This is a genomic window from Sphingobacterium tabacisoli, assembly GCF_017908035.1.
Classification (GTDB): Bacteria; Bacteroidota; Bacteroidia; order Sphingobacteriales; family Sphingobacteriaceae; genus Sphingobacterium; species Sphingobacterium tabacisoli.
Genome location: NZ_JAEQMU010000003.1, coordinates 49,279 through 65,226, shown reverse-complemented (window position 1 = coordinate 65,226; position 15,948 = coordinate 49,279). Strand labels below are relative to the sequence as shown.

Here is a 15,948-nt window from a genome sequence, read left to right as displayed (position 1 = left end):
CACTCTTGTGAGAAGTGGCTTCTGGGGTACTTTTATTACTTATGGTATTACTCGGCAGTAATCAAAAAGTAGTTCTTTTTACCTTTCTGGACTACCAGGTATTTGCCATTTATTAACTGTTCTGCGGTTATCGTTTGTTCGATATCACTAAGCTTTTCCTTATTTAAGGATACACCACCACCAGTCAACATCTTTTTGGCCTCGCCTTTGGAAGCGAATACCGAAGCTTTAACTGCTAGAAGATCTAAAATATTAACTCCTTCTGCAAGTTCAGCTTTGCTAATGGTGAATTGTGGTACTCCATCGAATACATCTAATACAGCATCATGGTCTAGATTGGCTAAAAATTCTAATGAACCATTGCCAAATAAGAAGTCCGAAGTTTTTACTGCTGTCTCGTAAGCCTCAAGAGAGTGCGTACGGATTGTAATATCTTTTGCTAAAGCTTTCTGTACAGTACGTAGGTGTGGAGCAGCATCATGTTCTGCAATGATAGCATCCAATTCTTCCTTACCTTTAAGGGTAAAGATCTTGATCCAGCTTTTTGCATCGTCGTCTGTCGCATTCAACCAGAACTGATAATATTTGAACGGTGATGTTTTCTTCGGATCCAACCATACTGCTCCGGATTCCGTTTTACCAAACTTCTGTCCATCTGCTTTTTTGATCAACTGTGTGGTTACAGCAAATGCGGTTCCTTGGTCTTGACGTCTGATCATTTCTGATCCTGTGACGATATTGCCCCATTGATCCGAACCGCCCATTTGTACTTTGCAGTTGTGATGTTTCCAAAGATAATAGAAGTCATATCCTTGAATCAATTGATAAGTAAACTCTGTAAATGATAGACCGTTATCACCTTCTAAGCGTTTCTTTACCGAATCTTTGGACATCATGTAGTTGACCGTAATCAACTTACCCACATCACGGATGAAATCCAAGAAGTTGAAATCTTTGAACCAATCGTAGTTGTTTACCATTTTAGCATCGTTGTCGCCGTCGCCAAAATTTAAAAACTTTGATAACTGATTCTTTAGGGAAGCAACATTGTGGTTTAATGTAGCTTCATCTAATAGATTTCGTTCTGCCGACTTGAAAGAAGGATCTCCAATCATCCCGGTAGCACCACCAACTAGGGCTACGGGTTTATGGCCAGCATTCTGAAAATGGATTAATGTCATGATCTGCGTCAAATGACCGACATGTAAAGAATCGCCAGTCGGGTCAAAACCGATATACCCAGATACTTTCTCTTTGTTAAGTAAGTCTTCGGTACCGGGCATGATATCTTGAAGCATGCCTCTCCAACGTAATTCTTCTACAAAATTCATATGTATTTAAATTTTTTATTATAAGATTGCAAAGATAAGATATTAAGCTGTATATTACGATAATTTAAGAGATACTCCTGTTGTGAATTTTTTATCGCACTACTATTTTGAGCGTTATGCTGTGGAGCCCGAGCAGGTTTTAGGAGGGCTTTTGCCAGATCTTCTGAAAAATGTAGATAAGAAATATGCTTTTCAAATCCATAAGTATGATGATATTTTAAGGAGTACTCCTAAGGCACAGGCCATAACGGAGGGCTGGTTGCGTCATGTGGAAATCGATCGCTTATTCCATAACTCGGATTTTTTTTATAAGCATACACATCAATTGCGGCTCGCTATTGAAGCTGATATCACAGATTTACCGGTTAGAGCCTCGTTTCTGGCACATATTGGACTCGAGTTGTTATTGGATCATGAGCTGATCGTGCATGAACTACTGAATGTGGGGAGACTCTATGAACACCTGGCTCAGGTAGATAAAAAGGCGCTAACAACCTACCTCCAAAATTTGGGAGGTATTGATATAGACCGTTTTTTTATTTTTTATGACCGATTTGTCAGTTCCAGGTATATCTTTGATTATGCCAAGATAGAGAACCTGCCGCATGCGCTGTTTAACATATGTAAGCGAGTATGGAATTTTGAGGCTACTAAGACGCATATCCAAGTACTGGGGGATAGGCTCGATGAATATAAACAGACGCAGTTGCAGGACTTTTTTGAAATCTATAGCGACTTAAGTCAAAAGCTAGAATGAGGTACGGTACAGTGAGCCACTTCTTTTAGCTTATTTAAACTTTAAAATATGATATATCCTTTTGGAGTGAATAAACGTAAATTGGATATTCCCGTCCGATTAAACCGATACAAGGAGCTCGTCGAAGACGATAGGAACTAGTTCATGACCATTTTAAATCAAATTATATACATATGAAAAATCAACTTTTCAGGAAGAAAAGTGTTGACCAAATACTAATCGACTCTCAGACCCATGGCTCCGGTCTAGCAAAAATTTTGGGTGTTCGGGATTTAGTCTCTCTAGGTATTGCAGCGATAGTAGGTGCTGGTATTTTTAGTACCATTGGACTGGCAGCTTATAATGGCGGCCCTGCAGTATCTCTTTTATTTGTCTTTGTTGCTTTTGCCTGTGTGTTTACTGCGCTGTCCTATGCCCAGTTTGCGAGTACAGTTCCGGTTTCAGGTTCGGCATATACCTATGCTTATGTCGCTTTTGGGGAGTTGTTCGCTTGGATCATCGGTTGGGCATTGGTCTTGGAGTATGCAGTGTCGAATATGGTAGTTGCCATTTCTTGGTCACAGTATTTTGTTTCAATGTGTGAAGGCTTCGGTATCTATATCCCCAAATGGTTGACGATGGCACCTGGATATGCACTCGAAGCGCACGAAAAGATGCTACTCGTTGGTGCAGATAAACTGTCTGGAATAGATAAAATTGCACTTGAAGCTTATAACACTGCTCCAAAGATTGGTGATCTGCCGATTGTTTTTGATCTGCCAGCGGGTTTAATTACCGTATTGGTGACATGGCTGGTCTACATTGGGATAAAAGAATCGCAACGCGCCAGTAATATTATGGTCATGATTAAAATAGGGATAATCATAGCTGTCATCATAGGTGGAGCATTTTTTATCAAACCGGAGAACTGGACACCATTCGCTCCGAATGGGATGGGAGGGGTTTTGAGCGGTATAGCCGCGGTTTTCTTTGCATTTATTGGTTTTGATTCGATATCTACTACGGCCGAAGAGTGTAAAGATCCACAACGGGATCTACCAAAAGCAATGATCTACTGTTTGATTATATGTGCGGTGTTGTATGTACTGATTACATTGGTGTTGACAGGGATGGTCAATTATTCGGATTTAAATGTAAAAGATCCTTTGGCGTATGTGTTTCAATACGTTGGATTTGATCATATGGCAGGAATAATCTCTGTCACTTCGGTAATCGCGATTACGAGTGCCTTGCTTGTTTTTCAATTAGCACAGCCTAGGATATGGATGACGATGAGTAGAGATGGTTTATTGTGGAAGAAGTTTGCTACCATCCATCCTAAATATAAAACACCTTCTTTTGCCACCCTGGTGACAGGTGTTGTTGTCGCAGTACCAGCGTTGTTTTTTAAGATGGATTTCTTTGTGGATCTTACTTCTGTAGGGACATTCTTTGCATTTATCTTAGTGTGTGGTGGTGTGTTGTATATGGATAAAACAGGACTCTCGAAGAAATCAAAATTTAAGGTTCCTTACATCAATGGTAAGTATCTTGTCGGTATTGGACTTCTTGTTACTGCTGTATTGATGTTTGTTTACGGAAAGGAGAGTCTTCAGGAATGGCAGACGCTAGGTACAAAAGATGTAATCATACACAAGTCGCTGGTAGTGGTGTTTTGGGGAACTTGGCTGGTATTGAGTGTGATGAGTTTTAAGCATAATTTCTCGTTGCTACCGGTAACAGGTATTCTTGTTAACCTGTACTTGATGAGTGAGCTGGGCGCTAGTAATTGGATTATTTTCATCATTTGGTTGGCTATTGGTCTCTTGATTTATTTCATGTACGGATACAAGCACTCTAAGTTGAATAAGGACGCTCAGTCAGAAGCATAAAAAAGAAAACCGTAAAATTGTGAGGTAAATAAGTCCTTCACAATTTTACGGTTTTACACTTGAACTGTTTGCTTCTTATTTCAACCTTCTCAATTTAATATTTTCGGTGTTCGGAATGTTTAGAGGAACCCGCTCCAAGGTAACGAAACTACTATCTAATCCAAATCCTTTTTCTTCACTTAAACTGAAGTGTTTTAATATCTTGTAGATTTCCATAATGATGCGGTCGCCCCAGCTTAGATCGCTGGTTCTAGAGAATACTTTCTCAAGAACAACAAAGTTAAAGTCTCCCGTTATTTTATGTTCTTTTAAGGTGTCGTATTGACTCGTGATATCGACTTCACCTTTATTGACCATATCTTCAACTACTTTACGGAATAACAAGCTTATTTTTTGTTCTTCTCTAAAGCCGAGTTTGAAATCAATACGGATTAATTTCCCTGGGATGAGTTGTTTGACGGTATAGTCCCGGGCATGTGGAGTGTCCATAACATCGACATGCACCAGCCAGTACACATCTGCCCGTTTAGGTTTTTTGTTAATGAGTGAGTAAATAATCTTTGTTTCTATCTCTTCGATATTATTGGCACTGGTCAAGTAGACCAGTTGTGATGCGAAGGTAGGGACTGATTTATCTTCACTTAGTTTTGATATAATAGGGAAGTATTTTTTGATATCATCAAAGCGTACATATCTATTTTTTATTTTCCGCGCATTGTACCACGCAAACATTACCGTGAATATACTGAATGCCAGGATCAGGGTCAGCCATCCGCCGTGCGCAATCTTAACCCCATTGCCCATTAGGAAGCCAATCTCGATGGTGAAATAGACAACGGCAAAAAGGATTATCCATATTTTATTAACCCGTTTGCGGGCCATAAAGAATATCACGAGTATGGTTGTAGAGAGGAAGGTAAGATTGATCGCCAACCCATACGCTGCTTCCATATTGCTGGATTTTTGGAATATAGCGATTACAAGCATACACCCTAGGAATAGGATAAGGTTGATGGATGGAACATACAGCTGTCCTTTTTGATCACTAGGGTATCTAATCGTCACTTTAGGCCATATGTTAAGGCGTACGGCTTCCGAGATCAACGTATAGGATCCGGAGATCATCGCCTGACTGGCAATAACAGCGGCTATAGTAGCGATGGTAATACCATACATCAAAAACCAATCGGGCATAATAGAGTAAAAAGGATTCCGCTCACCTAAAACCGATCCTTCATGCATGATAAGCCAAGCGCCTTGTCCAAAATAGTTGAGGATTAAGGTGAGTTTAACAAAAATCCAACTGACGCGGATATTCGACTTACCACAGTGTCCCATATCGGAATATAAAGCCTCGGCCCCAGTGGTACAAAGGAAAATAGCTCCTAAAATGAAGAGTGCATCGGGATAATTAATGATCGTTTCGAGTGCGTAATAGGGGTTTAATGCTTTGATAACCTCTGGCGCGTAATGAATATAGGAAAGTCCTAATATTCCTATGGTGCTGAACCAGACCAGCATAAGGGGACCAAAAACCCGACCGACGATGGAGGTTCCGAAACGCTGGATAAGGAATAGCATTGAAATGATCAAAACAACCACTGGTACTGTTGGAAAGGAAGGGTTGTGGATGGCTAATCCCTCAATAGCGGTAGATATGGTGATGGCAGGGGTAATCATACCATCGGCCAATAGGGTAGACGCTCCTATAATAGCAGGTATGATCAACCATTTTGCTTTCCGGCGGACTAGGGAGTATAGGGAAAGTATCCCTCCCTCCCCTTTATTGTCGGCATTTAAGGTGATTAATACATACTTGATCGTTGTCTGCAAAGTCAATGTCCAAAAAACACAGGAAATACTTCCAATGACCAAGTCTTTGTCGATAGTTCCTTGGTTGAAAATTGCTTTGAATACGTAGAGGGGAGAAGTTCCGATATCTCCAAATATAATTCCTAAGGAGATGAGTAATCCGCCCATACTAAGGCGGTTAAGTGTGTGTTTATGGTCTGAGCCCATAGGTGTTCTTACTGTGTTACTATTAAAATATGGTGCCAATATAGAGCAAAATACTGAGGTAACGAATTTTCTTGTTAAAAATTGTTAAAAGCCTGAAAAAAAAATAAAAATGATACCTACCTAGTACTAAAAAAACTAACTTTGTATTAGGAAGTATGGGGCAGATTATTTAGATTTGATTAAACCATTTCCAATTGCTTGTTGTCTAAATTGAATAATGAAAGTAAATATCCGTAAATACGCCAAAATAATATGTACAGGACTGCTGTTATCAGCTACTGTATATGCTACCCATGCCCATGGGAAGAGCGTAGGATATGCAACAAGTTATCAGCTGTTTGGTTCCGAATCTAAGGATCAGGGTACAGACAAAATGATTACCAATGTAAAAGTGATGTATAATCCCGTGGCATCGCAAATCACGACTTCTTTCAAATTGACAAAACAGAATAACGTATCCATTAAATTAATGGACGCCTTAGGTAATGAGGTGCTGAATTTGTCTAACTCTCCTCTTGATGCAGGTACTCATAACCTTTCGTTTGAAACAGAAGGTAAGGTGTCCGCAGGTTTTTATTTTGTAAGGGTCAGCTCTGGTACAGAGACTGTCGTCAAACGGATTTCTATTCGTTAGTAGTTAATCCTCCACGCTAAATTTATTCTAATAAAATTTTCTAGATTGCGCTTATAACGTTAATAGCGATTTTTTTCGTTTTTTACTGTTTAAGGTCAGTGTCCGTTTTTTATAGTTGATTATCCCGCCATAGTTTACTAAAATATCTCCCCCCAAGACACCAATGATGGAAGGTAGGTTCATTTGTGTATAGGCATAGTTGATGGTGGATAAGTCCAGGACAGCAACCTCAATAGAACGGCAAACCCAATCCTGGATCTGAAAATCCGAGAGTTGCATGGTAGCACTTTTCATCTCGTTAGTACCGAGACCTGTAGATAACAGTTCGGATGTTATGAATGCTGTTTCTGTGATTCCGGCCTGGAGCAGTGTGTTTTTATCAAAGACTGTTTTGCTGGCGCCTGTGTCTACAACCATTTTGTGAGCTGTACCAAATACAGTTACGTCGACAATAATATGAAAGCCTTCTTCCTCTAATTGGAGAAGTTGCAAGGGAATTATATGCATGTATGTATTTTCAGTCAGCAACGCATAGCGTTGCTGACGTAATAGGGATTTAAGCCAATATTTAAATAATGTTGCTGTCTTTGAGCACAGCGTTCATATTGCGTACCGCCTCTGCGCTTGCTGTAAAAGCAGCTTGCTCTTCGGGAGAGAGTTCTAAAGGAACAATCTTATCCCAACCATTCTTATTGATGATCACAGGTACACCGATGTTGATGTCATGTTGCCCCATCTCACCTTCTAGATATACGGATGCAGTGAAGAGTTTATTTTCATTTAGCACAATACTTTTGACCATAGCCGCGGTCGCCGCTCCTGGAGCATACCAAGCCGAAGTACCTATCAGTGCCGTTAATGTAGCCCCGCCGACCATAGTCTTCTTGACGATGTCTGCTTGTTCTTCTTCTGACAAGAACTGTGTTACAGGGATGCTGTTCCAGGTTGCTTTTTGTATCAATGGAATCATGGTGGTATCGCCATGGCCACCTATGACAATAGCATTTAAATCAGAAGGAGAGGCATTCAGTTTGGTTGCTAACTGAAATTTAAAACGGGCTGAGTCTAATGCTCCTCCCATACCGATTATTCTATTTTTAGGAAGACCACTAGCTTTTAGTGCCAAGTAGGTCATGGTATCCATAGGATTTGAAACGACTAGAATAATAACGTCAGGAGAATGTTTTACTAGGTTTTCAACAACGGTTTTAACAATGTTGGCGTTTGTGCCGATCAATTCTTCACGAGTCATACCAGGCTTACGAGGTATACCTGAAGTGATCACGGCTACACTGCTACCTGCTGTTTGTAGGTAATCATTAGTAACGCCTTTAATTTTTGTATCAAAGCCAAGTAGTGCTGCTGTCTGCATCATGTCTTGCGCTTTGCCTTCGGCGACGCCTTCTTTGATATCTAATAATACGACCTCTTCCGCAAAATTGGCTCTTGCAATGTTATCGGCTGTAGTAGCGCCTACGGCTCCGGCTCCTATAATTGTTACTTTCATCGGTTTTCAAGTTTAGAATATCTGATTACTAAATCTACTTAATATTACTCGTTTAACAAAGCGGACTAGCAAAAAAAGCAATAGATTGCTCGGACAAGCAGGCTAAAAAGGATAGCCTATCGCCAGGTTGAATATTAAGTTTTCGCGTCTCCATTTGGAACTTTTTAAGTCGATGTCCTTGAATACCCAACGCTCACCTTTAGGAAGGTAAGGTACTCTGAAAGGTACAGCTAAATCAGTACGTATAATAAGAAAGTCAAAATCAAATCGCAGACCGGCTCCACCTCCGACAGCGAGTTCGGATAAGAATTCTTTGGATAGACGCCCTCCTGGTTTGTTGTTATCGGTTCGTTGAAGCCAGACATTTCCAGCATCTACGAAAGCTGCCCAATGAACAAAGCCCGCGAGTTTGGAACGATATTCTGTATTGAGTTCCAATTTAAAATCACCCGTCTGGTCTGCAAAGTAATTGTTGGCACCTATATTCTCGGGAGCAGAAGAACCTGGCCCAACTGCCCGTGCCCGGAATGAACGTAAGCCGTTAGGCCCGCCTGTATAGTATTGTTTTAGATAAGGTAGGGAGTAGGAGTTACCATAGGAATAACTGGTTCCTATCATAAGCCGGGATGCCAATTGGGAACTCTTCCCTAGCTTCATGTAATGCCTGAAATCTCCTTCTACACGGACAAACTGACTATAGACGGTGCCAAAGAGGGTGCGTGTCTCGTCATTTTTGTAACTTGCGCCCTGAATTAAACCGAGTACGTTTCCAGAAAGATTGACACCTCCTTTAAAATAAAAGGTGTGTTTTCGGTTCTGGTCCATCGAATTGGTAAAGGTATAGGTGTAGTTTGGACCGAAGGAGAACTGCGGGTCAACTATACGCTTTAGGGTCGGTACGGTATCCATCTGCGCCTGGTAATCGGCCGATATGTTACGAGGCTGTACATAGATGATTTCAGCTAGCGTAAGGTCGTGTTGCTTTTGGTCGTTTTCCTTCCACATGTAGCCATAGCTCAAGGTAGACGAGTTAAGGACGTAGGCTGTTCGTCTATTCAAGAACTCGTACCCCACTTTGAGGTAGGTTTTTGGGATAAAGCGTTTTGAAGGAGCCCATTTATAAGGCGAAAGTAGCCTTGGCCAGGTGATCCCTAACTCGGCGCCGTATCGGTAGTAAGCGGAGTTAAGATTGACTTTTCCTCCGGTTTGTGTTTCATACCCCCCAAATACATTGAGTGTCACCGTCTCGGCCCCTTTGAACGCATTGCGTAGTGACCAGGTAACATTTGCTTCGGATCCATTGTACACGGTTGCGGTCTTAGCTAAGATCTCAAAGCGTATCGAACGTTTTGGAAGCGGTGTGAGGTAATAGTATACATCAAGTGTATTGGCAGAATCCGGACTGTTTTCAAAGTTGTTTTTAACAAATTTGAATGTATTCAGGTTTACCAAATGATTGATGGTTTGATTGTGGTCATATCTGTTGTATAATTCGCCCTTTTCGAAGAAAATGTGATTGGCTAAAACTTTCTTCCGGAAGGTGTTCTTCGGATCTACAAAGTGGATGTTTTTGTTGTACAACTCCATATTACGTGAGTTTCTACGGGTGTAGCCTTGAGATCCTAAGGTATAATTGGGGTATACGTAGATGTTGCCAATACGTTGCGGTTCTTTCGCCTGTTTGGTGGTTTCGGGCTTTACCGTTACATACATGTTCACCTTATGATTGCCTATAGTGCTATCGACTTCGACGAGAATGTTATCGGGGTTGAAATAATAATAACCTTTGTTCTTGAGCGAATTGTCGATTCGTTCCCGCTCGCTGATAATAACGTCAAGACTATAATTTGAACCTACCTTAAGAAGGGATTCGTCTTTTACAGAGAGGATGTCCTTACCGATATGAGACGTAGAGTCAATGCTGTAGCTTAGCGAGTTGATGCGGTATATCTTTCTCGGTACTGCAGTGTAAAGGACACTAGCGTATTTTCCCTTTATGATGGTATCTGAACTTACCGAAGCATTGAAAAAACCAATGTTTTCCATACGGTTGCGCAGTAGATTCTCGTTGTATTCCCGGTTTACGTCACTTAATAGGACAGGGGCTTCACCTTGTTTCTTTAGGAATTTTCGAACGAGGTTTTTACTGGTGTCATAGCCTCCGCCCATATTCCAGAATAAAAGCTTCCAAGGTACTCCTAATGCTTTTTTGTTGGGTTTGGGCATCAGTAAAGAGGCGAGATTCTCTTCAAAGGCGAGTTTCCGTTGTGGGTTAATAGCGGTGTCTAATTTGAGGTCAACCTCTCCTCCGGTATATAGTTTTTCTCCCTCGGCAATATACTTGGTCGAACTACAGGAAAATAGAACTGTAATAAATAGTGTAAATGCGATTATTGACCTGATTCTATTTCTCATTTTGTCTCCTTTCCTCTTCCTCATTGCGGATAGCAGAAACTGGCTTTTTAACTTCTGCACCTTGGTGTGTACTGTCTTTTTTATTCTTAATCGAGTCTTGTGTCTGCTGTAGCTTTTCTTTAGCTTCGCGCTCTTGCATCCGCTTGCGGAACTCTGGACTGTGTAGCATCAAACTATCTTTGATGACGGTGCGTACACTATCGCGGTAGATGGAGTCTGTCTCCATACGATCTACATTAAACCGCTTTCTGAAATTACTGTTGTCCGAGTTGTAATACTGTTCCAGTGCTTTGGAACTCATAAACAGTTCTCTGAACCTGTTGTAGCTCATGTTAATAATAAAACCGATACCAGTCTCTACAAACTGTCCTTGCAGGGTGGCTTGGTATTGGTTTTTGCGATATACCCTAGCAAAATAGCGTCCATCTTTCGATAACTGGTAGTCTATCGAGATATCTCCGGCTATATTATTCGGTTTTTCGCCCGGACGGGTATTACCTTCCACTTCAAAGTTTGATCCGACAGTGATTTTTAATCTGTCGTCAAAGAGCATTTTGGATATTCCTACCGCAAGGTCCGTACGGTTTTGACCGGAACCGGTGAGGTAATCTTGTTCGGATTGTAGATTGAAATCCAGTTCGACTCCTTTTATCAAATCGGAAGCAAGGTTATTCAGCTGGCCGGATAGGAATGAACTCACGGAGCTACGGGCTATACCTTCTACGCCGCCACCACCCGAGAGACTTTCGAATGGATTGGATGACATAAAACGTCCCATAATAATCAATGAGAATACTTGTTTATTTAATTCGGCAGGGTCATCGCGTAAAGAAGCAAGACCGATGTTTACTTTGGAAACAACATCCTGAGACACGATCGCATTGTTTTCATCCAAATCAATATCAAATCGGATATCTGGTTTGAAGAGTTCGCCCGATAAAATCAGCTTGACATTGAAAGGTACCCGTTGTTTGTACAGGTTCTGGCTCTCTGTACCGATTTGGTTGCTGACAAGCTCTAGTGTAGGGAAGCGTCCCTTGTAAATTGCGGTAATGTCCATCCGCGCATCCAGAGGGTCTCCATTCCAAGTGATGGTACTTCCTTTTTCAAAATCGAACTCTTTCTTAATAGGTCCAAAATTGAAGGAATAGTTTCCTTTCTCAACGGTAAATGTTCCAGACATGGTTATCTTTTCACTGGCGTCGATGGCGGTATTCAATTCGGCAACCCCTTGGATGTTTAAGGCATCTTGGGAACCTTCGTCTATGATGACTTTAAATTTAGCCTCACGGTCTGTACTGAGATTGAGAGCGAGATCCATGCCAGACAATTTAGTAGCAGTAGTCATGGAATCTAGTCTAGCAAAGATGTTGGCTCTTGCGGTGTCACTTTTATCTACAAATTTGACTACCCCGTCACGCTCTGCAATTCCAGGATTCTCATTGGGAACGATAAAAACAAAGTCTGTGTTCTCATTTGCTTTTACATCGCCATCGATAACAGGTTTATTTAAGTCACCAGATATGCGAATATTGGAGGTAATGTTCAATTTACCATAGAACAGGTCATTGTCCTCCCGTGTAGAGTTGACCGCCGCAAAATTCTTGGTCGTTAGATTGAGGTTGAAATCAAAATCCGTATAGTTCTTTGTCAATATGCTCCCGTTTAATTTGGCTTGGTTGCCACGGAGATCGTTTAATGCGAACTGTTTGAAGACGATTCCCTGATTGTTGAAGGTGATTTTTTGGTTGTCCATCAACAAATCTGCATTTAGCATGGATACATTCATGCGTGCCTTGTTAAAGGTCAGGTCACCCGATATCTTTGGTGCGTCAAAATTGCCCCCGATCTGAAGAAGACCATTAAGGTCACCCTCGCTATTTTTTAGATAGCCCATACTGAAGGCTTCTATTGTTTTTATTTTTAAGGGTTTCAATTCCAGGGAAGCATTAAAGCTAGCTTCTCCGGTTGGAGGTGCTAGATATTCCCCTAGTAGCTGTACATCGTTTCCATTTTCTGTGATCTTAACATCAGCAGAATAGGTGTTTTCTTTGAGGTTATCTACTTTCACCAAGATATTACCAACGGTATCTTGTCCAAAATAGAATTTTTTAATTTCCAGATCGGATACAAATACTGGGTTGCTGGATAAACGGGAGACTGTAGCCGCACCATTGATGCCCCCTCCAAAGTTAAGTATGTCAGATTCGAGCATACTAGAGAAAGTCTCTATCCTAAAATTGTTGAAGGTGAGGTCTATAGGGGAGTTGAATGTGCTGTCTTGCGATTGTATGCTGAAATCTTGTCCTTTATAGCTGAGTTTAAAATCTTGGGCACGGATACCGTCTTTACCAAAGCTAAGCTGATTGCTTGGGTTGATATTCCACTTGTCGTAATTTAGCATGAGGCCATCTTCGAATAGACTAAGCATATAATTACTCTCATCTACACTCATTTTTGCGCCAAGGTGGTAACGGTCTTTTTGTGCTTTATCTTTTATCCAGAGTCCGAAATCCAAATTGTTCTCAATGATTTTACCACTGAGGACGGTATTGTTCAATTCGATATTATTAACTTTGATTTTGTTTATTAATGTAGAGTAGTACATCGTACTATCTACCGTGATGATGTCTAAGCCCACGTCTTTGACTTCAATACCATCGTATATGAGGGTAGGGGCTATCAACTTAGCCATTATACTCTTTTGTTGGCTATTGAAGGTACCATCGAGAGAAATGTCATCCATTCTTTCGAGACCAGGTAAAAAGTCTCTTAGGAATCTTGAGTTATTCAATGTAGCTGAAAATTCGAAATTCTGATTCTCATACTTCAAAGGAGTAGGAGGCTCGTTTTTTGGATTGTAGTATATTCTTGCAACATCCTGTAGCGAGGCCGCTAGCTCGGTCAGTTTGTATTTTCCAACCAAGTGAGCATTTAGAAATTCGGACTTGAGGACTAATGCGTTTCGGTTGGTATCGGCAAGAGCGGTCACCGATATGGTATCTAGCGCATAGCGAGAGTCATTATAGGCAATAGAAGAATGGGAGACAATTAAATCTCCGTTTAAGTGGTTGATATCAGCTGTCGTTAAATCTAGGTTTACCTTGCCATGATAACGGAAGTCATCCTTCATTAGCTTTAGGTTTTTGAGATTGACGGAGTCGATCATCAATTCGGCTTTTACCGCGGGATAGGCGCCGCGCATATCTGCCGCCATATCCAGATTAAATTTCACATTGGGGTCAATGGAATTGATATTGCCAGCGATATCTCCATTTTGCGCGGTTAAATCGAGTAATATGTCATGGTATTGATAGCCCATGGCATCTAAGCGATTGACTGTTCCGTTCATCGATGCACGCATTGTCTTGGGGTTGAGGCCCTGACCTTTTACTTGTGCATCTATGGATACTATTCCCAATGTAGAATCTTGGTCGAGTATATGTCCAATGTTGAAATCAGAAATGGACAAGGTCGCATCGTAGGTGGTGTCTCTTCCTGCCATGTTGAGGTAACCATTGACGGTCGCATTTCCTTTTTCGGTGAGTAAGCTCATGTTGGTGTCAAAACCTTTCATGCCGCCTTTGAACGAACCGGATAAAGATATAGAATTCGGGAACTGAAAAGCCATGTCTTTAGGAAGCATAGACTTTGCAATAAGTCTGTCCAAATCTTTTTTGCTTGTTGTTAGTTTCTTAAGATTGAGGTTTACAAAAAGCTTGTCCGTATCGGGCAGGCCTTTGATATCTGCGCTCGCAATAATACTGGTGTTGTCGAGCGTGCGGAAGTTGAGCGAAGGAATATGAAGATCATTGAGCTTGCCGACTACATGTCCATCGAGAAAGAAGCGTTTGGTCAAGAGTGGCTTCATAACATCCATTTGCTCGAGGTCTGGGACAAAGAAGCGGATGTCGGACATATCGATCTGCGTTTTTTTGACTTTGGCGTCGATAGATAAAAGTCCTGGGTTCTTAGCTACGGCATCGAGCGAAGGGTAAGTAATCTTAAAATAATCCCGTATAATGGTGTTCGGAGTCTCTGCAAGTAGATTCTCTATGGTCGCACCGGTATTGGTGTAAGTGAAGTCTGCTTTCAACTTCTTGAGGTAAAAACCAGAATGGTCTTTTGCTGTTAGGTTCAGTAATGAACCACTTATCGAATCTGCCGAATAATGAAGCTGATCCAATGCACCCGCTAAATCTTTTATTTTGATGTTGAAATAGTCAAAACCCTTCATTCGAGCTTGGTTGTCGTCCCGGAATGCAAAATTTGTTTTGTCAATGACAACTTTATCGGTCGATACGACCCAGTTTACGGTACTGCTATCGGAGGTGGTACTTGTCTTTTTTGGCGTTTTTCCAAAGGTGACATAAGAGTCTGATTGGTCTAGTATCAGTTCGCGGAGACGTACCACTTCTTTATTCAGGTCGATTACGTCCACATTGGCGGATAGGTTCTTAACATCAAACTTGGTATCCATCGCAGCGGAAACGTCTTGATACCGCACAAAAATGTCTTTCAACTTGATGAATTCGGTGCCGATATTAGGAAGTAGGGCTGTACTATTGGTACTGCTGTCGGTGATGCCAAAATCTTCGGGCTTAGGTTTTGTGCTTTCTGTGCTAGGTGCCCATTGCTTGACGTAGGCGGTGAGTCCCTCTAAGTTGATCTTTGGCATGTCGAATGTCATGTTGTCTTTCAGATCAAATGTTTTGATACGGGTGTCAAAATGATTTAGCCAAATGTCTGCTGAGGTACCGATCATATCGTCTTTGTAAGCAAATCGTATACGGTCGAAGTTTACCTTGTCAATATTGAACAAGAGGGCTGAGGCGGTATCAGGTGCTGTAGGGGGGCTTTCTTTTTCGGAAGTGAATGCTTTGAGTATATAGTCAAAGTTAAAACTACCATCTGGCGCCGAACGTGTAATCTTGGCGGTAATCCCTTCCAGATCTATTTCTTGGATCTCAATAGTGTTTTTCAATATTTTTAACATATTGATGTCTACCATTAATTTCTCTCCGGAAAGGAGGGTATCCTGACTTTGGTCTTCAAAATAAATGTTTTCCAGGACTAGTTTTTTAGGAAAAGTAATGTTGACATAACCAATGTTCACCGGTGTGCCTATTTTGGTTTCTAGGTAATGCGCTACCTTGCCCGCGATGTAATTCTGAACGGATGGTAGACGAATTAAGAATATAACCAATAGGACTAAGGCGATTACGGAGCCAAAAATCCATAAAAAAATGCGTAGTAAAACGCGTGTAAATTTATTCAAACCAATGATGTGTATTAATTACCTAGCCTCTAATAATAACGTAAAAATAAGGTAAATGTTTACTAAAATGTAATTTTTATGGTCGAAACTCGATAAAAGAGGAACTGCTGTTGAGAATTCCTAAATGTTTCCAAAT

9 protein-coding genes are annotated in these 15,948 nt (G+C 41.1%); 3 read left to right on the top strand and 6 right to left on the bottom strand.

Translation table 11 applies throughout. The features are described 5' to 3' along the window. Nucleotides 1–47 precede the first annotated feature (47 nt). Nucleotides 48–1,331: a tyrosine--tRNA ligase gene (tyrS, locus tag JKG64_RS14230; protein ID WP_210354996.1), complete on the bottom strand. Its 1,284-nt coding sequence runs from the start codon at nucleotides 1,329–1,331 to the stop codon at nucleotides 48–50. Nucleotides 1,332–1,413: 82 nt separating this feature from the next. Between tyrS and JKG64_RS14225 the strand changes: the two genes are divergently transcribed. Together JKG64_RS14225 and JKG64_RS14220 are read left to right on the top strand one after the other, a co-directional pair. After that, nucleotides 1,414–2,088: a hypothetical protein gene (locus JKG64_RS14225; protein ID WP_210354995.1), complete on the top strand. Its 675-nt coding sequence runs from the start codon at nucleotides 1,414–1,416 to the stop codon at nucleotides 2,086–2,088. A 173-nt stretch (nucleotides 2,089–2,261) separates the two neighbouring features. Continuing rightward, nucleotides 2,262–3,959: an APC family permease gene (locus JKG64_RS14220; protein ID WP_210354994.1), complete on the top strand. Its 1,698-nt coding sequence runs from the start codon at nucleotides 2,262–2,264 to the stop codon at nucleotides 3,957–3,959. 75 nt (nucleotides 3,960–4,034) lie between these two features. Here the strand turns inward: JKG64_RS14220 and JKG64_RS14215 are convergent, their stop codons facing one another. Beyond that, nucleotides 4,035–5,939: a KUP/HAK/KT family potassium transporter gene (locus JKG64_RS14215; protein ID WP_246512616.1), complete on the bottom strand. Its 1,905-nt coding sequence runs from the start codon at nucleotides 5,937–5,939 to the stop codon at nucleotides 4,035–4,037. Between the two features lie 256 nt (nucleotides 5,940–6,195). On the opposite strand from JKG64_RS14215, the gene JKG64_RS14210 reads away from it, so the two are divergent. Continuing rightward, on the top strand, nucleotides 6,196–6,612 hold the full coding sequence (locus JKG64_RS14210) for a T9SS type A sorting domain-containing protein (protein ID WP_210354992.1): 417 nt from the start codon (nucleotides 6,196–6,198) through the stop codon (nucleotides 6,610–6,612). A gap of 51 nt (nucleotides 6,613–6,663) precedes the next feature. Here JKG64_RS14210 and JKG64_RS14205 read toward each other — a convergent pair whose 3' ends face one another. The 4 genes from JKG64_RS14205 to JKG64_RS14190 form a co-directional block, all read right to left on the bottom strand. Then, nucleotides 6,664–7,119 (bottom strand): aspartyl protease family protein, encoded by a 456-nt coding sequence (locus JKG64_RS14205; RefSeq protein WP_210354991.1) that lies wholly within the window; start codon nucleotides 7,117–7,119, stop codon nucleotides 6,664–6,666. A gap of 61 nt (nucleotides 7,120–7,180) precedes the next feature. Further along, nucleotides 7,181–8,119: a malate dehydrogenase gene (locus JKG64_RS14200; RefSeq protein WP_210354990.1), complete on the bottom strand. Its 939-nt coding sequence runs from the start codon at nucleotides 8,117–8,119 to the stop codon at nucleotides 7,181–7,183. 102 nt (nucleotides 8,120–8,221) lie between these two features. Then, complete coding sequence (tamL, locus tag JKG64_RS14195) at nucleotides 8,222–10,534, bottom strand: translocation and assembly module lipoprotein TamL (protein WP_246512615.1); 2,313 nt, start codon at nucleotides 10,532–10,534, stop codon at nucleotides 8,222–8,224. Beyond that, nucleotides 10,524–15,812 carry a translocation/assembly module TamB gene (locus JKG64_RS14190; protein ID WP_210354988.1) on the bottom strand — a complete coding sequence of 1,763 codons (5,289 nt, stop codon included), beginning with the start codon at nucleotides 15,810–15,812 and terminating at the stop codon, nucleotides 10,524–10,526. The genes tamL and JKG64_RS14190 overlap by 11 nt, the downstream gene beginning before the upstream one ends. Between the last annotated feature and the right edge of the window lie 136 nt (nucleotides 15,813–15,948).

Bases quoted from the DNA above. Each gene is read 5' to 3' on its own strand.
- tamL (WP_246512615.1), bottom strand. From the start codon at position 10,534: ATGAGAAATAGAATCAGGTCAATAATCGCATTTACACTATTTATTACA.
- JKG64_RS14220 (WP_210354994.1), top strand. From the start codon at position 2,262: ATGAAAAATCAACTTTTCAGGAAGAAAAGTGTTGACCAAATACTAATC.
- JKG64_RS14200 (WP_210354990.1), bottom strand. From the start codon at position 8,119: ATGAAAGTAACAATTATAGGAGCCGGAGCCGTAGGCGCTACTACAGCC.
- JKG64_RS14210 (WP_210354992.1), top strand. From the start codon at position 6,196: ATGAAAGTAAATATCCGTAAATACGCCAAAATAATATGTACAGGACTG.
- tyrS (WP_210354996.1), bottom strand. From the start codon at position 1,331: ATGAATTTTGTAGAAGAATTACGTTGGAGAGGCATGCTTCAAGATATC.
- JKG64_RS14205 (WP_210354991.1), bottom strand. From the start codon at position 7,119: ATGCATATAATTCCCTTGCAACTTCTCCAATTAGAGGAAGAAGGCTTT.
- JKG64_RS14215 (WP_246512616.1), bottom strand. From the start codon at position 5,939: ATGGGCGGATTACTCATCTCCTTAGGAATTATATTTGGAGATATCGGA.